This is a genomic window from Mycobacterium sp. E3339 (assembly GCF_001666915.1).
Classification (GTDB): domain Bacteria; phylum Actinomycetota; class Actinomycetes; order Mycobacteriales; family Mycobacteriaceae; genus Mycobacterium.
Map to the genome: position 1 here is coordinate 1 of NZ_LZIZ01000178.1, position 19,065 is coordinate 19,065.

The 19,065-nt window shown below is 69.8% G+C and carries 17 protein-coding genes and 1 pseudogene; 12 read left to right on the forward strand and 6 right to left on the reverse strand.

From position 1 onward, the window contains the following. The 3 genes from A5702_RS16080 to A5702_RS16090 form a co-directional block, all read right to left on the reverse strand. Positions 1 to 276: alanine and proline-rich secreted protein Apa (locus A5702_RS16080; RefSeq protein ID WP_231965064.1), on the reverse strand; the 276-nt coding region annotated here is incomplete at its 3' end. Positions 277 to 383: 107 nt separating this feature from the next. Next, entirely contained in the window at positions 384 to 1,490 is a 1,107-nt protein-coding gene (locus A5702_RS16085; protein WP_068221878.1) for a sulfate/molybdate ABC transporter ATP-binding protein, read from the reverse strand. After that, positions 1,487 to 2,263 carry an ABC transporter permease gene (locus A5702_RS16090; RefSeq protein WP_055403622.1) on the reverse strand — a complete coding sequence of 259 codons (777 nt, stop codon included), beginning with the start codon at positions 2,261 to 2,263 and terminating at the stop codon, positions 1,487 to 1,489. The genes A5702_RS16085 and A5702_RS16090 overlap by 4 nt, the downstream gene beginning before the upstream one ends. Before the next feature lie 134 nt (positions 2,264 to 2,397). Here A5702_RS16090 and A5702_RS16095 point away from each other — a divergent pair, with 134 nt between their 5' ends. Next, the gene (locus A5702_RS16095; RefSeq protein WP_231965065.1) at positions 2,398 to 5,043 is read left to right on the forward strand and encodes an adenylate/guanylate cyclase domain-containing protein; all 2,646 of its coding nucleotides are present in this window, start codon (positions 2,398 to 2,400) and stop codon (positions 5,041 to 5,043) included. Between the two features lie 9 nt (positions 5,044 to 5,052). Here A5702_RS16095 and modA read toward each other — a convergent pair whose 3' ends face one another. Further along, positions 5,053 to 5,823: a molybdate ABC transporter substrate-binding protein gene (modA, locus tag A5702_RS16100; RefSeq protein ID WP_055403620.1), complete on the reverse strand. Its 771-nt coding sequence runs from the start codon at positions 5,821 to 5,823 to the stop codon at positions 5,053 to 5,055. Positions 5,824 to 6,077: 254 nt separating this feature from the next. Here modA and A5702_RS16105 point away from each other — a divergent pair, with 254 nt between their 5' ends. The 4 genes from A5702_RS16105 to A5702_RS16120 all read left to right on the forward strand — a co-directional run bounded on the left by A5702_RS16105 (position 6,078) and on the right by A5702_RS16120 (position 9,789). Beyond that, positions 6,078 to 6,755: an SDR family oxidoreductase gene (locus tag A5702_RS16105; RefSeq protein ID WP_055403641.1), complete on the forward strand. Its 678-nt coding sequence runs from the start codon at positions 6,078 to 6,080 to the stop codon at positions 6,753 to 6,755. Positions 6,756 to 6,814: 59 nt separating this feature from the next. Continuing rightward, positions 6,815 to 7,732, forward strand: a complete 918-nt coding sequence (locus tag A5702_RS16110) for an LLM class F420-dependent oxidoreductase (RefSeq protein WP_055403619.1) — start codon at positions 6,815 to 6,817, stop codon at positions 7,730 to 7,732. Between the two features lie 107 nt (positions 7,733 to 7,839). Then, the gene (locus tag A5702_RS16115; RefSeq protein WP_055403618.1) at positions 7,840 to 8,220 is read left to right on the forward strand and encodes a DUF4189 domain-containing protein; all 381 of its coding nucleotides are present in this window, start codon (positions 7,840 to 7,842) and stop codon (positions 8,218 to 8,220) included. Between the two features lie 180 nt (positions 8,221 to 8,400). Next, positions 8,401 to 9,789, forward strand: a complete 1,389-nt coding sequence (locus A5702_RS16120; protein WP_055403617.1) for an NAD(P)/FAD-dependent oxidoreductase — start codon at positions 8,401 to 8,403, stop codon at positions 9,787 to 9,789. A 13-nt stretch (positions 9,790 to 9,802) separates the two neighbouring features. Here the strand turns inward: A5702_RS16120 and A5702_RS16125 are convergent, their stop codons facing one another. After that, entirely contained in the window at positions 9,803 to 10,192 is a 390-nt protein-coding gene (locus A5702_RS16125; protein ID WP_055403616.1) for a PaaI family thioesterase, read from the reverse strand. Between the two features lie 273 nt (positions 10,193 to 10,465). On the opposite strand from A5702_RS16125, the gene A5702_RS16130 reads away from it, so the two are divergent. The 4 genes from A5702_RS16130 to A5702_RS16145 all read left to right on the forward strand — a co-directional run bounded on the left by A5702_RS16130 (position 10,466) and on the right by A5702_RS16145 (position 14,885). Next, entirely contained in the window at positions 10,466 to 10,885 is a 420-nt protein-coding gene (locus A5702_RS16130) for a BlaI/MecI/CopY family transcriptional regulator (RefSeq protein ID WP_055403615.1), read from the forward strand. Between the two features lie 14 nt (positions 10,886 to 10,899). Continuing rightward, positions 10,900 to 11,850 (forward strand): M56 family metallopeptidase, encoded by a 951-nt coding sequence (locus A5702_RS16135; protein WP_055403614.1) that lies wholly within the window; start codon positions 10,900 to 10,902, stop codon positions 11,848 to 11,850. Between the two features lie 100 nt (positions 11,851 to 11,950). After that, on the forward strand, positions 11,951 to 13,408 hold the full coding sequence (gene gndA, locus A5702_RS16140; protein ID WP_068221882.1) for an NADP-dependent phosphogluconate dehydrogenase: 1,458 nt from the start codon (positions 11,951 to 11,953) through the stop codon (positions 13,406 to 13,408). 40 nt (positions 13,409 to 13,448) lie between these two features. Next, on the forward strand, positions 13,449 to 14,885 hold the full coding sequence (locus A5702_RS16145) for a GuaB1 family IMP dehydrogenase-related protein (RefSeq protein ID WP_068221884.1): 1,437 nt from the start codon (positions 13,449 to 13,451) through the stop codon (positions 14,883 to 14,885). Between the two features lie 10 nt (positions 14,886 to 14,895). On the opposite strand, the gene A5702_RS16150 is transcribed toward A5702_RS16145, so the two are convergent. Next, complete coding sequence (locus tag A5702_RS16150; RefSeq protein WP_068221886.1) at positions 14,896 to 15,516, reverse strand: GNAT family N-acetyltransferase; 621 nt, start codon at positions 15,514 to 15,516, stop codon at positions 14,896 to 14,898. A 298-nt stretch (positions 15,517 to 15,814) separates the two neighbouring features. On the opposite strand from A5702_RS16150, the gene A5702_RS16155 reads away from it, so the two are divergent. The 3 genes and pseudogenes from A5702_RS16155 to A5702_RS16165 form a co-directional block, all read left to right on the forward strand. Further along, positions 15,815 to 17,185 carry a hemolysin family protein gene (locus A5702_RS16155; protein WP_068221888.1) on the forward strand — a complete coding sequence of 457 codons (1,371 nt, stop codon included), beginning with the start codon at positions 15,815 to 15,817 and terminating at the stop codon, positions 17,183 to 17,185. After that, complete coding sequence (locus tag A5702_RS16160; protein ID WP_068221890.1) at positions 17,182 to 18,222, forward strand: hemolysin family protein; 1,041 nt, start codon at positions 17,182 to 17,184, stop codon at positions 18,220 to 18,222. Before A5702_RS16155 ends, A5702_RS16160 begins: the two co-directional genes overlap by 4 nt. Before the next feature lie 280 nt (positions 18,223 to 18,502). Then, positions 18,503 to 19,065 (forward strand): annotated as a pseudogene (locus A5702_RS16165) (malate synthase G); the annotation flags it as partial.

A 19,065-nucleotide genomic window follows, 5' to 3' on the forward strand; every position in this document is an offset into this window, starting at 1 on the left:
GCCCATGAGCGAACTGCGGCTGCGGGCCGTCGTGGCGGATCGCCGCTTCGACGTGGAGTTCTCCGTGTCGGCCGGCGTGGTTGCGGGAGCCGCCGGACCGGCCGCCGGCGCGGGGGCCGTCGTGGTCGCCGGCGGGACCGGAGTCGGCACCTCCGGATCGGCGTTCGAAGTTGCCGGCAAGGCGATGGTGACGGCGCTGGCACTGGTCACCGCTGCTATCGCGAGCGTCGCCCACAGGCCTTGGCGACGCGTCGAGTTGGGTTCCACCTGCTCCATGGCGACGAACCTACCGTGTTACCGCTGTGACGCAAGGAGCCTTGCGGACAATTGCGCCGTCGTTTTGCCGATGTTGCCGATGTGCAACGCGCGTCGAATTTCGCCGGTCAGTGCGCCGCCGGGTACAACGTCACCTCGTGGGCCTTGACGGAAAACCACACCGTCTCGCCGGGCGCCAGCCGCAACTCGGAGGCCGCGTCGACGGTGATCTCCGCGGCCAGGCCCGGGGCGCCGTCGGCCTGCTGCTCGCCGCGCACCAGCACCGCCGGCCCGCGGACGTCCAGCTCCGCCACCGTCACCTCGACCGTGTTGCGCGGGCTGCCGTGCGGTTGGTCCCGATAGACCGCCACCGCCGTGGGCGGGAAGACCGCGATCGCGCTGCGGCCGGCGGTCAGCTCGTCGCCCCCGACCGGCGTGGGCTTCGCGTGCCAGCGAGCGCCGGAGCGCGCGTGCAGCGACGCGTCGCCGGCGACCGTCCCGTTGACCAGGTTGACGCCGGCGATGCGGGCCCCGAAGTGACTGCGCGGCGCCGTCAGCACGTCGGGAACCGGACCGATCTCGGCGACCTTTCCGGCCTCCAGCACCAGCACCCGGTCGGCCAGCGTGAAGACGTCGAGCAGGTCGTGCGTGATCAGGACGACCGCGCAACCGGTGCGGCCGACGACGCCGCGCAGCACCGCGCGGACGCCCGCGGCCGCGGCGACATCCAACCCGCTCAGCGGTTCGTCGAGCAGCAACACGTCGGGCTGCGCGGCCAGCGCCCGCGCGATCGCCACCCGCTGGGCTTGACCGCCGGAGAGCTGCCGCGCCTTCCGGTCGGCGAGCCCCTCGGCGTCCACCTCCCGCAGCCAGCGCAGCGCCGTCGCCTTGCCCTCGGCCCGGCCCCGGCGAAGCCACCCGCGCCGGCAGCGCGGCCCGAACGCCACGTTGGCGGCAACGCTCATGTGCGGGAACAACAACGGGTCCTGCAGCAACAGGCCGACGCGGCGGTCGTGGGTGGCCACGTCCACCCCGGCCGCGGTGTCGGTCAGCACCCGGTCCCCCAGCCGCACCAGCCCGTGATCCGGGCGGATCAGCCCGGCGACGACGTGCAGCGCCGTCGACTTGCCCGCGCCGTTGGGCCCGAGGACCGCAAGCACTTCGCCGGCCGACACGGAGAACTCCACGTCGAAGCGGCGATCCGCCACGACGGCCCGCAGCCGCAGTTCGCTCATGGGCCCTCGGTCCCCGTCAGCCGGCGGGCGCCGAGCCCCAGCACCACCACCGCGGCCACCGCCACCAGCAGGATCGACAGCGCCACCGCCGCGTTGGCGTCGGTCACGCGCTGCAGGTAGATCTCCAGCGGCAGGGTGCGGGTGACGCCCTGGCGAGAGCCGGCGAAGGTCAGCGTTGCGCCGAACTCCCCGAGCGAGCGGGCGAACGCCAGCACCGCCCCGGAGATCAAGCCCGGCAGCAGCAACGGCAGCGTGACCCGCCACCAGACGGTGCTGGGCCGCGCCCCCAACGTCGCCGCCACCACTTCGTAATCGGCGCCCGCGGTGCGCGCCGCCCCCTCCAACGAAATCACCAGGAACGGCAACGACACGAAGGTCTGCGCCAGCACCACCGCGGTGGTGCTGAACGCGATGCCGATTCCGGCGGCCTCGAGGTACCGGCCGACCAGCCCGAGCCGGCCGAACGCATAGAGCAACGCGATCCCGCCCACCACCGGCGGCAGCACCAAGGGCAGCAGGATCAACGGCCGCAGCAGCCGCACCACGCGCGCCGCGCTGCGGGCCAGCACCAACGCCATCGGCACGCCGAACAGCACGCACAGCACCGTGCTGGCCGCGGCGGTCTTGAGGCTGAGCAGCAGGGCCGCCCGCGACGACGAGCTCGTGATCAGAGCCCAGAAGTTCGCCCAATCCACCTTGATCGCGATGGCCAGCAACGGCAACGCCACGAACGCGGTCCCCACCGCCGCGGGGACGTATACCCATCGCGGCAGAACGGCGCGACGCCCGCTAATGCCTGGGCCCCAACCATGATCGGGCGATGAACACCGCCCCAACCTAGCGCCCGGGGCCGCGGTTTCCGCCGATGTGCGAGGTCGAAGCGGTTCCGTTGTGAGATTCTGCTGAGGTGTCAGCGCCTTCTGGTGTCGTGACGTTCCTGTTCACCGACGTCGAGGGTTCGACGCGTCGGTGGGAGGCCGACGCGGACGCGATGCGGGTGGCCCTCGCGGCCCACGACGACGCCTTGCGTAAAGCGATCGAGGAGCACCGGGGCTGGTTGTTCAAGCACACCGGTGACGGTGTGTGCGCGGCGTTCGCCTCGCCGCGCGCGGCGGTGGATGCCGCGGTGGCAGCGCAGCGCACCCTCGACTTGCCGGTGCGAATGGGGCTGGCCACCGGCGAGGCCGAGCTGCGCGACAACGACTACTTCGGCACCGTGCTCAACCGTGCGGCGCGGGTGATGGCCGCCGGGCACGGCAGTCAGATCCTGGTGGCCGAGTCGACGGCAGGCCTGCTGAACGGAGTGGATCTGCTCGACCTGGGGCCGCGACGGTTGCGGGACATCCCCCTGCCGGTCGGCGTGTTCCAGGTCCGCGCCGAAGGCCTGCGGACGGAGTTCCCGCCGCTGCGGGCGCTGGATGCGAGTCCGGGAAATCTGCGTCCCGCGGGCACCAGCCTGATCGGCCGCGAGGCGGCGGCCACCGACATCGAGGCGGCGGTCAAGACGCACCGGCTGGTGACGCTGACCGGAGTCGGCGGCGTCGGCAAGACCCGCCTGGCGTTGGAGGTGGCCGCGCGGTTGGCCGATGAATTCCCGGACGGCGCTTGGCTTTTCGCATTGGCCGCGGTCACCGATGCGGCGGCGGTGCCCGACGCCGTCGCGGCGGTGCTCGGCATCACCCAGCAGCCCGGCAAGACCGTCACCGAGTCGGTGGCCGCCGCGTTGGAGGGCCGGGTCAGGCTGTTGGTGCTCGACAACTGCGAGCACGTGCTCGACGCCGCCGCCGACCTGATCGAAGCCATCCTCGCGCGATCAGCGACCGTGAAAATCCTTGCCACCAGCCGCGAAGGCCTCGGCATCCCGGACGAGCAGGTGCGCCCGGTGCGCTCCCTGGACGTGGCGGCGGGAGTGGACTCGGCCGCGGTGACGCTGTTCGCCGAACGCGCCCAAGGCATCTCGGCGGGCTTCTCGATGGCCGACGGCGGTGAGGCCGCCGCGGTGGCCGAGATATGCCGGCGGCTGGACGGAATTCCCCTCGCCATCGAACTGGCCGCCTCGCGGATGGCGTCGATGACCGCCGGTGAAATGCGCGACCGCCTTGACCAGCGCTTCAGGCTGCTGGTCGGCTCGCGGCGCGGCCTGGAACGCCACCACACGCTGCGCCACGCGGTGGCCTGGTCCTACGACCTGCTCGACGACACCGAACGGGCAGTGCTGGACCGCTGTTCGGTCTTCGCCGGCGGATTCGACCTCCAAAGCGCTTGTGCCGTCATGGGTTCCGAGGATGACTACGCCATCCTGGACCTGCTCGATGCTCTGGTGCGCAAGTCGCTGCTGGTCGCCGACCGGTCTTCGGGACGCACCCGGTTCTCGATGCTGGAGACGATCCGCCAGTTCGCCGAGGAACAGCTCCTCGCCTCCGGCGCGGAGGAGATTCGCGCCGCGCATGCCCACTACTTCGCCGGGCGTGAGGCCGACATCATGGCGCTGTGGGACAGCCCGCGCCAGCGCGAGGCATACGACTGGCTGACGGTCGAGTTGGCCAACTTGCGCACCGCCTTTCGCTGGTCGACCGAACACGGCGACCTGGATGCGGGTGCGGCCATCGCCGCGTATGCGGGCTTGCTTGGTCCGTTCCTCGAGAACTACGAACCGATCGCCTGGGCCGAAGAAATGGTCGGCCCCCTTCGTGCCGTCGACCACCCGCGGCTGGCAGCCGTGTGCGTGGGGGCATCGCTGGCCGTTCTGGTCGGCCGGTACCAAGAGGCCGTGCGCTACAGCGAAATCGGCGCGACGGTTATCGCCGCCGCCAGCGACAAGGTGTCGTCCTTCGGCGAGGCCTTTCTGGGCAGCGCGTATTTGTTCGTCGGGCAGCCCGAACGGTATCTCGAGCTGTGCCGCGCCCAGGTGCGGCGCGGTGGGGACGCCAACACGTTCGCCAGGGCGAACCTGGTGTTCGCTTTGGCCGTCTGCGGTTCGGCTGACGAGGCGTTGGCAACGGGGGACGGCCTTATCGATGCCGCCGAGGCCACCGGGAATCCATGGGTGCTTGCCTACGCACTCTTCGCGTATGGGTACGCGGTCCGGGCCACCAATCCGGATCGCGCCCTGGCGGCGCTGCGCCGCAGTCTGCTCGTCGCGCGGGATAGCGGCAACCGGTTCTACGAGACCCAATTCCCGTACTGGGCCGCCGGACTCATGGCCGAGCAAGGGGATCCCGGGGCGGCGGTGGATCACCTCGCCGTGGCCATCCGCAACAACCACGAGTCGGGCAACATCGGCATGATGTACAACGCGCTCGCCGTCCTCGCCGTGTTCCTCAACCGGCTGGGGCACTACGAACCGGCCGCCACCATCGCCGGTTTGGCGGCGGTCAGCCCGATGGCAGCAACGACCTTGCCCGAACTCTCGGAATTGATCGCCGACCTTCGCAAGGTCCTCGGCGACCAAACCTACGAATCGCTGGCTCGCAAGGGCGCGGCGATGACCATCGCCGACATCGTGACCTACGCCTACGACCAAATCGACCGGGCGAGAACGGAATTCGAATAGCCGCGCTGATCAGGGCTTGGCAAAACCCAACTGGGCCAGAATCTTTTGGCCGGCGTCACCCGTCACCATGGCCACGAACCGTTGCGCCAGCGTCGGCTGCGGCGCCTTCTTCAACGCCGCGATCGGATAAACGTTCACCGCGCGGGCCGCCTCCGGGAAGGCCACCGCGGTGACCTTGTTCCCGGCGCTGCGGGCGTCGGTGACGTAGACCAGCCCGGCGTCGGCCTGCCCGGTGGTGACCTTGTTGAGGACATCCGTCACGCTCAACTCCTCGCTCACCGGGTTGAGACGCACCCCGGTGCTGTCCTCGACGCGGCGGGTGGCCGACCCGCACGGCACCGGCTGTTGGCACACGACCACGGCCACGCCCGGCCTGGCCAGGTCGGCGAACGATCCGACGTTTTTGGGGTTGCCCGGCGCCGTGACGATCTCCAGGGTGTTCGACGCGAAGTTCGTCGGGTCACCGGACAGCAAGCCGGCCCTGGCGACCGTGCCCATCTGCGCGGTGTCGGCCGAGGCGAAGACGTCGGCGGCCGCGCCCTGCGTCAACTGGGTGGCCAGTTCGGAGGAGCCGGCGAATTCGAAGTCGACCTCGCTGCCGGCGTTTTCCGCCTTGAACTGCGCACTGATCTGGGTGAACGCGGGCTTCAGCGAGGCCGCGGCGAATACCACCACCTTCCCCGACGCCGAGGGCGGTGGCGCCGATTTCGAACCGCACCCGATGAGGGTCGCCGCCAGCAGCGTCGACACCAAACCCGCCAGCAACCCGATCCGAGGCATGGATGCACCCTAACCCGCCGCCAATGCGGTCCAATTACCCGCCGAATCGGCGCAGAAAAGTGACGGCCGAAGAGTTATGCAAATGATCCGCGCGTCGCGGCGCGAACAATTTCGCCGACTAGCTACTGTCCAGTAACATCTAAGGAGATTGATGCCATAACGCGCTGACATCCCAGGCGGGTCCTCTCAGCGGTCCGGTGGTCGGCCACACGGAACTGCCCGGGTCTGGGTTCAACGTTGAACACGAGGAGGTCATGGCAGTGGAAGTACTGGTCACCGGCGGAGACACCGAACTGGGGCGCACAGTGGCCGAAGGCTTCCGCGATGACGGTCACAAGGTGACCCTCGTGGGGGCGCGGCGCAGCGACCTGGAGATCGCCGCCAAGGAACTGGACGTCGACGCGATCGTTTGCGACACCACCGACGCGGCGAGCCTGACCGAGGCCCGCGCGCTGTTCCCGCACCACCTGGACACCATCGTCAACGTGCCGGCGCCCTCCTGGGAAGCCGGCGACCCGCGCACCTACTCGCTCGCCGACACCGCCGCTGCGTGGCGGAACGCCTTGGACGCCACCGTGCTGTCGGCGGTGTTGACGGTGCAGACCGTGGGCGACCACCTGCGCTCGGGCGGCTCGATCATCAGCGTGGTGCCCGAGAACCCGCCCGCCGGAAGCGTCGAGGCCGCGATCAAAGCGACGCTGTCGAATTGGGTCGCCGGGCAGGCGAGCATCTTCGGCACGCGTGGCATCACGGTCAACGCCGTGGCCAGCGGGCGCAGCGCCCAGCCCGGTTACGACGGCCTGTCCCGCACGCCCCCGTCGGTCGCCGCCGAGGTGGCCCGGCTGGCGCTGTTCCTCACCACCCCGGCGGCCCGGCACATCACCGGCCAGACGCTGCACGTCAGCCACGGCGCGCTCGCGCAATTCGGCTGAGGGCGTAATCACCGGTCGAGCCGTATCGTCGCGCGCGGCGCCGCACTACGGTAGATCGCGTGGCAATTCGACTCGGTCTGCAGATTCCCAACTTCTCCTACGGCACCGGGGTGGAGCAGCTCTTCCCCACCGTTGCGGCCCAGGCCCGCGAGGCCGAGGCGGCCGGTTTCGATTCGGTCTTCGTGATGGACCACTTCTACCAACTCCCCATGCTCGGCGATCCCGACCAGCCGATGCTGGAGGCCTACACCGCCCTGGGCGCGCTGGCCACCGCCACCGAACGAGTTCAGTTGGGCACGTTGGTGACCGGCAACACCTACCGCAACCCGGCGCTGCTGGCGAAGACGATCACCACCCTCGACGTGGTCAGCCAGGGTCGCGCGATCCTGGGCATCGGCACCGGCTGGTTCGAACTCGAACACGACCAACTGGGATTCGAATTCGGCACCTTCACCGACAGGTTCAACCGGCTCGAGGAGGCGCTGCAGATCATCCTGCCGATGATCTCCGGCGAGCGGCCCACCTTCTCGGGCAAGTGGTACCAAGTGCGCGAGGCGCTCGCGAATCCCCGCTTCCGCGACCACATTCCGCTGATGATCGGCGGCAGCGGTGAGAAGAAGACGATCCCGCTCGCCGCGCGCCACTTCGACCACCTGAACGTCATCGCCGGATTCGACGAGCTGCCAGGCAAATTGGAGGTCGTGCGGCGGCGCTGCGAGGACATCGGCCGCGACCCGGCGACGCTGGAGACCAGCACGCTGACGACGGTGCTGGTCGACGAGAACGCGAAACCCGATCAGGTTCCGGCGGAGATGACCCAGCGCATGGTGGTCGGCAGCCCCGACTCGGTGGCGGACCAGATCAAGACCAAGGTGGTCGACGCCGGCATCGACGGCGTGATCATCAACCTGCCCTTCTACACCCCCGGCGTCATCGCCGCGGTGGGTGAGGCGCTGCGCCCGGCCGTCGGCCTGTAGCCCGCTGCCCTGGGGTCGCGAATTGGCCCCGCCGCGGTAATACTTCGGTGTAGCAGCGTTTACCTGCGCCACCGGGTGCAGCGCGGAAGAAAAGGGCCGGGCGGGCCATGAAGAGACGAGCCGTGGCGGCGATCGCGGCCGGTGTGGCGTTTGCCGCGCCGCCGATCGCGCACGCCGACAACAACTGGATCGCGATGGCGATCTCGGACTCCACCGGCCAGATCAAGATCGCCGACGGGGCGGCCAATCAGGGCGCGGCCGAGAAGGCGGTGATGGACACCTGCCGCAAGAGCATCAGCGACTGCCGCCTGCTGGCCAGCGGCGAGGGTGGCTGCCTGGCGCTCGCGGTCAACGCGGCCAAGACCCGATACTTCGGCGGCTGGGGTCCGACGCGGGAGGAGGCGGAGGCGGCAGCGCTCGGCCGCGCCCCCGGCGGAACCATCGCTCAGGGCCACGACCACTGCGCGGGAGAAGGCTCCAGCCAGTGACGGCGGCGCGGTGATAACTGCGCCACAGCACCCGTTGCCCACCAGGGTTTTCGCCGCCGTACACCGTTAGTGTTGCAAACAACACAGGGATATCAACTAGGTTTCCGGGTACCCGCCTGACTAGCGTTGTGGCTAACAACAGTCGCGTGTCCAGAAGCCCCCGTCAGGAGCAGTGGAAACATGAGCCCCCCACCAGAAACCACAGCTGGAACCGATCGTCGCCACCAGGTCGTCATCATCGGTTCGGGCTTCGGTGGCCTCAACGCGGCAAAGAAACTCAAGCACGCGAACGTCGACATCAAGCTGATCGCCCGCACCACCCATCACCTGTTCCAGCCGTTGCTGTACCAGGTGGCGACCGGCATCGTGTCCGAAGGCGACATCGCCCCGCCCACCCGCGTCGTCCTGCGCAGGCAGCGCAACGTTCAGGTGCTGCTCGGCGACGTCACGCACATCGATCTGGCCGGGAAGTTCGTCGTTTCCGATTTGCTCGGCCACACCTACGAAACCCCTTACGACAGCTTGATTATCGCCGCCGGTGCGGGCCAGTCCTACTTCGGCAACGACCACTTCGCCGAGTTCGCGCCCGGCATGAAGTCCATCGACGACGCGCTCGAGGTGCGCGGACGGATCTTGAGCGCGTTCGAACAGGCCGAGCGGTCGAGTGATCCGGAGCGACGGGCCAAGCTGCTGACGTTCACCGTCATCGGCGCCGGCCCGACCGGCGTCGAAATGGCCGGGCAGATCGCGGAATTGGCGGCCCACACGCTGAAGGGCTCCTTCCGGGGCATCGACTCCACCAGGGCGCGGGTGATCTTGCTCGACGCCGCCCCGGCCGTGCTGCCGCCGTTCGGCGAGAAGCTGGGGACGCGGGCGCGGGCCCGACTGGAGAAGATGGGCGTGGAGATCCAGCTGGGGGCGATGGTCACCGACGTCGACCGCAACGGCATCACGGTCAAGGACTCCGACGGCACCGTCCGGCGCATCGAGTCCGCCTGCAAGGTGTGGTCCGCCGGCGTGCAGGCCAGCGGGCTCGGCCGGGACCTGGCCGAGCAGTCGTCGGTCGAACTCGACCGGGCGGGCCGGGTCAAGGTGCTGCCCGACCTGTCGATCCCAGGACACCCGAACGTGTTCGTGATCGGCGACATGGCCGCCGTCGAGGGCGTTCCGGGCGTGGCCCAGGGCGCCATTCAGGGCGCCAAGTACGTCGCCGGCACGATCAAGGCCGAACTGGGCGGCGCGGACCCGGCGGAGCGCGAGCCGTTCCAGTACTTCGACAAGGGCTCCATGGCCACCGTCTCGCGGTTTTCCGCCGTGGCCAAGGTCGGCCCGCTGGAGTTCAGCGGCTTCATCGCCTGGCTGATGTGGCTGGTGCTGCACCTGGTCTACCTGGTGGGGTTCAAGACGAAGGTCAGCACCTTGCTGTCGTGGACGGTCACGTTCCTGAGCACCCGCCGCGGCCAGCTGACCATCACCGAGCAGCAGGCCTTCGCCCGCACCCGCCTCGAACAACTGGCGGTGCTCGCGGCGGAGGCCAAGCGCCCGGCGACCACCAGGCGCGCGAGCTAACCGGCCGCCTGGGCTACGCCTCGAGATTCTGCAGCCGCACCTGGCCGCGGGCCACCACCTTGCCGTCGTCGTCGGTGATGGTGACCAGCCACAGCTGCTGGCGCCGGCCCCGATGGATCGGCTCGGCGGCGCCGTAGACCATGCCCGAGCCGATGGAACGCAGAAAGTCGGTGTTGTTGTTGACGCCGACGACGTTGCCGCCGCCACGGGTGGCGAGCCAGGTGTAGGCCGCCACGCTGGCCATGCTCTCGATGATCGAGCAGTAGACACCGCCGTGCACCAGGCCCATCGGCTGCAGCAGCTTGGGGGTGACCTCGAGTTGCGCCCGGGCGCCGTCGGGGCTGAGTTCGGTGAATTGCAGCCCGATCTCCTGATCGAAGGGCGCGGTGAAATCCGGTGGCATGGTCGGCGGCTGTGGCACGTTCTGTGTTTACACCATCGCCCAGAAACGGCTGAGCCCCGTGCCGCTGGGCACGGGGCTCGCCGATCGAGTAGACCGGGGGTCACTGCAGCCCTCAGGACTCTGCCGCGGTCGTAGTTCGCTCGACCCGGTTAGCATAGGCAAGGCTGCCCTAATTTCGCAAGCATCTATTCGGCGGCGCGGGGAGCCGCTTCGGTACGACGGTCGGTAGTAACGCGGAGTACGATGATGTCGACGCTCAGGAGAGAACGCACTATGGCGAAACTGACCCGGCTGGGGGATCTGGAACGCGCGGTGATGGATCACTTGTGGTCCATGCCCGAGCCTCAAACGGTCCGGCAGGTCCATGACGCGTTGTCCGCGCGACGCGACCTTGCCTACACGACGATCATGACTGTCCTGCAACGGCTGGCCAAGAAGAATCTGGTCTCCCAGATTCGCGACGACCGCGCGCACCGCTACGCGCCCGTGCACGGCCGCGACGAACTGGTCGCCGGCCTGATGGTGGACGCCCTCGCACAGGCGGAAGACTCCGGCGGCCGGCAGGCCGCGCTGGTGCACTTCGTCGAGCGGGTGGGCGCCGACGAGGCGGACGCCCTGCGGCGGGCGCTGGCCGAACTCGAGGCCAATCAACGCGATCACGCGCCATCCGCTGGCGCGTCGACGGAGGACTGAGGGAGACTGGCAGCGTGTCCGCGCTGGCCTTCACCATCCTCGCGGTGCTGCTGGTCGGCCCGGTGCCGGCCTTGTTGGCACGCGCGAGCTGGCCGCTGCGCGCTCCGCGCGCCGCGATGGTGTTGTGGCAGGCCATCGCGCTGGCCGCGGTCCTCTCGGCGTTCAGCGCCGGCATCGCCATCGCCACTCGGCTGTTGATGCCGGGTCCCGACGGGCGGCCCACGGCCAGCATCGTCGGCGCGGCCGGCCGGCTCGGGTGGCCGCTGTGGGCCGCCTACATCAGCGTGTTCGCCCTGACGGTGCTGGTCGGCGCCCGCTTGATGGTCGCCGTCGTCCGGGTCGCCATCGTCAACCGGCGCCGGCGGGCCCATCACCGCATGGTGGTCGATCTGGTCGGCCACGGCCACGACGGGGCGCTCCCCCGGCCCTGCGCCCGCACCCGCGACCTCCGGGTGTTGGACGTTCCGCAGCCGCTCGCCTACTGCCTCCCCGGCGTCCGTAGCCGGGTGGTCGTCAGCGAGGGCGCGCTGAGCGCGCTCGCCGATGCCGAGGTCGCCGCGATCCTCAGCCACGAGCGGGCCCACCTGCGCGCCCGGCACGACCTCGTCCTGGAGGCCTTCACCGCCGTGCACGCCGCCTTCCCGCGGCTGGTGCGCAGCGCGAACGCGCTCGGCGCGGTGAAGCTCCTCGTCGAGCTGCTCGCCGACGACGCCGCCGTGCGCGCGGCGGGTCGCACTCCCCTGGCCCGCGCGCTGGTTGCCTGCGCGTCGGGGCGCGCGCCGTCGGGGGCGTTGGCCGCCGGCGGCCCCAGCACGGTGGTCCGCGTGCGCCGGCTGTGCGGGGACGGCAACAGCTTGGCGCTTTCGGCGGCCGCATACCTGTCCGCGGTGGCCGTGTTCGTGGTGCCCACCGTCGCGCTGGCCGTACCGTGGCTCACGGAGCTGCGGCGCCTGTTCAACCTCTGACCCGACGCCGAAGCGATCACCCCGGGCGCACGCCTGCCCGCTGTGCCACAGTGTGACGGAAAGCTTTTCGGCAGAGTTCACCGACGTGAGAGGCCAAGACATGAGTTCGTCCGATTCGACTACGGGTACCGCGCAAATCGGCGTCACCGGGCTGGCGGTGATGGGTTCGAACATCGCACGCAATTTCGCCCGGCACGGCTACACCGTCGCGCTGCACAACCGGTCGATCGCGAAAACCGACGCGCTGCTGTCCGAGCACGGCGACGAGGGCAACTTCGTGCGCTCGGAGTCCATCGCCGAGTTCCTGGACGCGCTCGAGAAGCCCCGACGGGTGCTGATCATGGTCAAGGCCGGCGACCCGACCGACGCGGTGATCAACGAGCTTGCCGACGCCATGGAGGAAGGCGACATCATCATCGACGGCGGCAACGCCCTCTACACCGACACCATCCGACGGGAGAAGGCCATGCGGGAGCGCGGCCTGCACTTCGTCGGCGCCGGCATCTCGGGCGGCGAGGAGGGCGCGCTGAACGGCCCGTCGATCATGCCGGGCGGCCCCGCCGAGTCGTACAAGTCGCTGGGCCCGCTGCTCGAGGAGATCTCCGCCCACGTCGACGGCGTCCCGTGCTGCACCCACATCGGGCCCGACGGCGCCGGCCACTTCGTGAAGATGGTGCACAACGGCATCGAGTACTCCGACATGCAGCTGATCGGCGAGGCCTACCAGCTGCTGCGCGACGGCCTGGGCAAGACCGCGGGCGAGATCGCCGACGTCTTCGACGAGTGGAACAAAGGCGACCTGGACAGCTTCCTCGTCGAGATCACCGCAAAAGTGTTGCGTCAGAACGACGCCAAGACGGGTAAGCCGCTCGTCGACGTCATCCTCGACGAGGCCGAGCAGAAGGGCACCGGCCGCTGGACGGTGAAGTCGGCGCTGGACCTCGGTGTCCCGGTCACCGGCATCGCCGAGGCGGTGTTCGCCCGCGCGCTGTCGGGTTCGGTGACCCAGCGCAAGGCCACCACCGAGCTGGCGTCCGGCCAGCTGGGCGAAAAGCCCAGCGATGCAAAGCAATTCGTGGAGGATGTCCGCCAGGCCCTGTATGCGTCGAAGATCATCGCGTACGCCCAGGGCTTCAACCAGATCCAGGCCGGCAGCGCCGAATACGACTGGGACATCACGCCGGGTGACCTGGCCACCATCTGGCGCGGCGGCTGCATCATCCGCGCGAAGTTCCTCAACCGCATCAAGGACGCCTTCGACGAGGACCCCGACCTGCCGTCCCTGATCGTCGCGCCCTACTTCCGCAGCGCGATCGAGGCCGCCATCGACGGCTGGCGTCGCGTCGTGGTGACCGCCACGCGCCTGGGCATCCCGATCCCGGGTTTCTCCTCCGCGCTGTCTTACTACGACGCCCTGCGCACCGAGCGGCTGCCCGCCGCGCTGACCCAGGGCCTGCGGGACTTCTTCGGGGCACACACCTACGGCCGCATCGACGACGACCCGGCCAAGCGCTTCCACACGCTGTGGAGCGGGGACCGCAGCGAAGTGCCCGCCTAGCGGGGTACTACTAGAGGACACGAGGGGGCAGGCGACGGCGATGAGATTCCTGGACGGGCATCGGCCCGCGTACGACCTGACCTACAACGACGTCTTCATCATGCCGAACCGGTCGGAGGTCGCCTCGCGCTTCGACGTCGACCTGTCCACCGCCGACGGCTCGGGCACCACCATTCCGGTGGTGGTCGCCAACATGACCGCGGTGGCCGGGCGGCGGATGGCCGAGACGGTCGCGCGGCGGGGCGGCCTGGTCATCCTGCCGCAGGACCTGCCGATCACCGCGGTGCAGCAGACGGTGGAGTTCGTCAAGAGCCGGGACCTGGTTCTCGACACCCCGGTGGTGCTGGGGCCCGACGATTCGGTGTCCGACGCGACGGCGCTGATCCACAAGCGCGCCCACGGGGTCGCCGTCGTCGCCTTCGAGGGCCGCCCCATCGGTTTGGTCAGCGAATCCTGCTGCCTGGGCGTGGACCGCTTCACCCGGGTGCGCGACGTCGCCATCACCGATTTCGTCACCGCCCCGGCCGGCACCGAGCCGCGCAAGATCTTCGACCTGCTCGAGCACGCCCCGATCGGCGTCGCCGTGGTGACGAACGCGGACGGCACGCTGTCCGGCGTGCTGACCCGCACCGGGGCCGTCCGGACCGGTCTCTACACGCCGGCGGTCGACGGCACCGGACGGCTGCGGGTGGGCGCGGCCGTCGGCATCAACGGCGACGTGGGGGCCAAGGCGCGCTCCCTGGTCGAGGCGGGCGTCGACGTGCTCGTCATCGATACCGCGCACGGGCACCAGGTCAAGACGCTCGACGCGATCCGCACGGTGTCGTCGCTGGAACTCGGTGTGCCGCTGGTGGCGGGCAACGTCGTCTCGGCCGAGGGCACCCGCGACCTGCTGGGCGCCGGGGCCAACATCGTCAAGGTCGGCGTCGGGCCGGGGGCGATGTGCACCACCCGGATGATGACCGCCGTGGGCCGCCCACAGTTCTCGGCCGTGGTCGAATGCGCTTCGGCGGCAAGGCAATTGGGTGGGCACGTGTGGGCCGACGGCGGCGTTCGGCACCCGCGGGACGTGGCGCTGGCGCTGGTGGCCGGGGCGTCCAACGTGATGATCGGTTCGTGGTTCGCCGGGACCTACGAATCGCCCGGGGACCTGATGCGCGACCGCGAGGACCAGCCCTACAAGGAGAGCTACGGCATGGCCTCCAAGCGGGCGGTGGTGGCCCGCAGCGCCGCCGACACCGCGTTCGATCGCGCCCGCAAAGCGCTGTTCGAGGAAGGCATTTCGACATCACGCATGGAGCTGGACCCCGATCGGGGCGGCGTCGAGGATCTGCTCGACCACATCACCTCGGGCGTGCGCAGCACGTGCACCTACGTCGGCGCCGCCAACCTGACCGAGCTGTACGAGCGGGCCGTCGTCGGGGTGCAGTCCACCGCCGGATTCGCCGAAGGGCATCCGCTGCCGCTGGGTTGGTGAGCGGCCCCGGTCACGCGTCCGGACGGGGCAGCGCGTAGAGCGATATGCGCCGGTTCCCGGTGTCGTGCTCGCCGAGGAACGCGCAGCCGACGTACTCGCACACACGGCGCGCCGAGGTGTTGCGGTGATCGGGGTCGAACATGATGCGCCGGCACCGGGGCTCCGCGTCGAACAGGCTGCCGACGATCCGCGGCAGCAGCGTCGCGCCCAGCCCCTGGTGCACCATGGCGGGGTCGGCGATCGCGGCGTGCAGCCCCAGGTCGAAGGGCCGGGCATCGTAATGCCGAGAAATCAAATCCTTTGCGCCCCAATACACTTCGAGATAAGCGCACGCCGTGTTGCGGACGGTCCCGATCAGCGGCAGCGAATACGTGCCGTCCAGCTGCGCACCCAGATGCCGCTCCCACCGCGGGGTGGGCCAGTCGTATTCCCAGGCCGCCGCCAGGTGCGGGCGGTTCATCCACTCCGACACCATGCCCGCGTCCTCGTGCCGCGCGACGCGCAGCGCGAAGGGCGCCTCCAGCACGGGCAGCGGCGGCCGGGCGATGCGCGCGATCTCGTGGGGGATGTCGGCGCGCTCGCGCGGAAGGGCTTGGGCCGGTTGGGTTTCGGGTGGGGCTTCGGAGGCCATAGTGCGCAGAGCCTACCGTAGTAAGGTTAGGCAACCCATACTTGGGTCGCGGTCCCGAGCGGGGCGCCGGCGAACACGGTGCTCGGCCGGGGCGCGGCCCGGATCCGGCTACCATAAATCAGCAAAGACGGAGGCGACCGCGTCCGCACCGGATTCTCCGCAGCGAAAGGATCGACGTGCCGCAGGCACCCGTGCAGGCCATGGGCTTTCGGGGGCGGCAGCCGTCGGACGAGCCGCCCGATGCGGAGCCCTCCCCGGCGAGGCGGGCGGGCCGATCGGCCGGCGGGCGGCGTGATCGATGAACGTCAACATCACCGCGCTCAGCATCGTGGCCATCGCGGTGCTCATCTTCGGCAACGCGATCTTCGTGGCCGCCGAGTTCTCGCTCACGACGCTGGACCGCAGCGCGGTGGAGGCCAACGCCCGCGGCGGCGGGCGCCGGGACCGCGCGATCCGGCGGGCCCACCACAAGCTGTCGTTCCAGCTGTCCGGCGCCCAGTTGGGCATCTCGGCGACCACCCTGGCGGCCGGTTACCTGACCGACCCGATGCTGGCCGACCTGCCCCACCCGTGGTTCGACGCGATGGGCGTTCCCGACAAGGTGGCCGACGCGATCATGGCGTTCGTGGCGTTGGTGATCGTCACCTCGGTGTCGATGGTGTTCGGCGAGCTGGTCCCGAAATACCTCGCCGTCGCCCGGCCGTTGTCCACGGCCCGGGCCGTGGTCGGTGTCCAGTTGCTGTTCTCGCTGCTGTTCACCCCGGCGATCCGGCTCACCAACGGCGCGGCGAACTGGATCGTGCGCCGGCTGGGCATCGAACCGGCCGAGGAGCTGCGGTCGGCGCGGTCGCCGCAGGAGCTGTTGTCGCTGGTGCGTTCCTCGGCGCGCAGCGGCTCCCTGGACGCGGCCACCGCCGCGCTGGTGCGGCGCTCGCTGCAGTTCGGCACCCTGACCGCCGAGGAGCTGATGACGCCCCGGTCGAAGATCGTGGCGCTGCAGACCGACGAGACCGTCGCCGACCTGGTGGCCACGGCCGCGGAGTCCGGCTTCTCCCGCTTCCCGATCGTCGACGGCGACCTCGACGAAACCGTCGGCATCGTGCACGTCAAACAGGTGCTGGCCATCCCGGCCGCCGACCGGGCGCGCACGCTGCTGACGACGGTGGCGCGGCCCGTTCCGGTGGTGCCGTCGACGCTGGACGGCGACGCCGTCATGGCGGAGATCCGCGCCAACAGCCTGCAGACCGCGATGGTCGTCGACGAATACGGCGGCACCGCGGGCATGGTGACGGTCGAGGACCTGATCGAGGAGATCGTCGGCGACGTCCGCGACGAACACGACGACGCCACCCCGGACGTGGTCGCGGCGGGCAGCGGCTGGCGGGTCTCGGGTCTGCTGCGCATCGACGAGGTGGCCACCGCCACCGGCTTCCGCGCCCCCGAGGGGCCCTACGAGACCATCGGCGGGCTGGCGCTGCGCGAATTCGGTCACATCCCGGTGGCCGGCGAAACGGTCAAGCTGCCGGCCCTGGACGCCGACGGGCTGCTGGACCATGCGTTGCGGTGGCAAGCGACCGTCATCCGGATGGAGGGACGCCGCATCGACCTGCTGGAGCTGATCGAGCTTCGCGGTGACGGCGAGACCGCGGCGGCCGGGGGGCAACGATGAGCGATCCCGTGGGCGTGGTCCTGGCGATCGTGCTGATCGGCGTGAACGCCTTCTTCGTCGGGGCGGAATTCTCGCTGATCTCGGCCCGGCGCGACCGCCTCGAAGCGTTGGCCGAACAGGGCAAGGCGCGGGCCGTCACCGTGATCCGTGCCGGCGAGCAGCTCCCGGCCATGCTGGCCGGGGCCCAGCTGGGGGTCACGGCCGCCTCGCTGCTGCTCGGCCGGATCGGTGAGTCGGCGGTCTCCAGCCTGCTGCGCTCGGCGCTGGGCCTGACCAGCATTCCCCCGACGCTGCTGCACACGCTGTCGTTCGCCATCGCGCTGGCGATCGTCGTCACGCTGCACGTGCTGCTCGGCGAGATGGTGCCCAAGAACATCGCGCTGGCGGGCCCCGAGCGCACGGCGATGCTGCTGGTGCCGGCCTACCTGGCCTATGTGCGAGCCGTCCGGCCGTTGATCGTGTTCTACAACAAGTGCGCCAGCGTGGTGGTCCGCGCGCTGGGCGTGGAGCCCAAGGAAGAGCTCGAGATCGCGGTCTCCCCCGTCGAGCTCAGCGAGATGATCGCCGAATCGGAATCCGAAGGCCTGCTGGACCGCGAGGAGCACACCCGGCTGACGCGGGCGCTGCAGATCGGCACCCGGGTGGTCGGCGACGTGGCCGTCCCGCTCGCCGACGTCCACGCCGTGCCGGTGGCCGCGCCGGGCAGCGGGCCGACGATCGGCGCCGTCGAGCAGGCCCTGGCCCGGACCGGCTACTCGCGGTTTCCGGTGGCGAACGCCGCCGGCGACTTCATCGGCTACCTGCACATCAAGGACATGCTGACGCTCGGTGACGATCCGCGCACGGTGATCGACCTGGCGATGGTCCGGCCCCTGCCGCGGCTGCCCAAGTCCCTGCCGCTGGCCGACGCGCTGTCGCGGATGCGCCGCAGCAACAGCCATCTGGCGCTGGTGACCGGCGCGGGCGGCGAGGTGGTGGCGATGGTCGCGATGGAAGACCTGGTTGAGGACCTCGTCGGAACGATGCGCGACGCGTAGGGGTACGCCGTCCCCGAGGCGGATTCGCAAGAGCCCGTATGATTTCCATCGGCTGCCAGTCAAGAAAGTGCTGGAGGGCGCAGGATCCCCGCGCGCGGATGCGTTGCTGGAAAACGATCCCCTGGCCCGCCGCGGCGGCCTGGTTTTGAGCTGTCAGCGCGGCCTGACCTGGGGTGGCGGGTTAGGCGGATAAGCTCACCAGGCTGCTGCTCGGTACGCTGAAGGCATTGCCGCTCCGAGCCAATGGCGGCTTGAAGAGGCTTCATTATGGAGGAGAAACATGACTGATCGCGTGTCGGCGGGGAACCTGCGCGTCGCCCGAGTGCTCTACGACTTCGTGAACAACGAGGCCCTGCCCGGCACCGACATCGACGCGGACAGCTTCTGGGCCGGAGTCGACAAAGTCGTCACCGACCTCACGCCCAAGAACCAGGATCTGCTGCGCCGGCGCGACGAGTTGCAGGCCCAGATCGACAAGTGGCACCGCCAACGCGTCATCGAGCCGTTCGACGTCGAGGCTTACCGCCAGTTCATCACCGAAATCGGTTACCTGCTGCCCGAACCCGAAGACTTCACCATCACCACCTCCGGTGTCGACGACGAGATCACCACGACCGCGGGCCCCCAGCTGGTGGTGCCGGTGCTCAACGCCCGCTTCGCGCTGAACGCCGCGAACGCGCGCTGGGGCTCGCTGTACGACGCCCTGTACGGCACCGACGTGATCGCGGAGGACGACGGCGCCGAAAAGGGCACCGGCTACAACAAGGTTCGCGGCGACAAGGTCATCGCCTACGCGCGCAAGTTTCTCGACGAGGCCGTGCCGCTGGAGTCCGGCTCCTGGGC

Excerpts from the sequence above, each read along its gene's own strand:
- modA (WP_055403620.1), bottom strand. The coding sequence starts at position 5,823 with ATGCCTCGGATCGGGTTGCTGGCGGGTTTGGTGTCGACGCTGCTGGCG.
- A5702_RS16130 (WP_055403615.1), top strand. The coding sequence starts at position 10,466 with ATGGCGAAACTGACCCGGCTGGGGGATCTGGAACGCGCGGTGATGGAT.
- A5702_RS16150 (WP_068221886.1), bottom strand. The coding sequence starts at position 15,516 with ATGGCCTCCGAAGCCCCACCCGAAACCCAACCGGCCCAAGCCCTTCCG.
- A5702_RS16115 (WP_055403618.1), top strand. The coding sequence starts at position 7,840 with ATGAAGAGACGAGCCGTGGCGGCGATCGCGGCCGGTGTGGCGTTTGCC.
- A5702_RS16085 (WP_068221878.1), bottom strand. The coding sequence starts at position 1,490 with ATGAGCGAACTGCGGCTGCGGGCCGTCGTGGCGGATCGCCGCTTCGAC.
- A5702_RS16125 (WP_055403616.1), bottom strand. The coding sequence starts at position 10,192 with ATGCCACCGGATTTCACCGCGCCCTTCGATCAGGAGATCGGGCTGCAA.
- A5702_RS16160 (WP_068221890.1), top strand. The coding sequence starts at position 17,182 with ATGAGCGATCCCGTGGGCGTGGTCCTGGCGATCGTGCTGATCGGCGTG.
- A5702_RS16105 (WP_055403641.1), top strand. The coding sequence starts at position 6,078 with ATGGCAGTGGAAGTACTGGTCACCGGCGGAGACACCGAACTGGGGCGC.
- A5702_RS16120 (WP_055403617.1), top strand. The coding sequence starts at position 8,401 with ATGAGCCCCCCACCAGAAACCACAGCTGGAACCGATCGTCGCCACCAG.
- A5702_RS16145 (WP_068221884.1), top strand. The coding sequence starts at position 13,449 with ATGAGATTCCTGGACGGGCATCGGCCCGCGTACGACCTGACCTACAAC.
- A5702_RS16155 (WP_068221888.1), top strand. The coding sequence starts at position 15,815 with ATGAACGTCAACATCACCGCGCTCAGCATCGTGGCCATCGCGGTGCTC.
- gndA (WP_068221882.1), top strand. The coding sequence starts at position 11,951 with ATGAGTTCGTCCGATTCGACTACGGGTACCGCGCAAATCGGCGTCACC.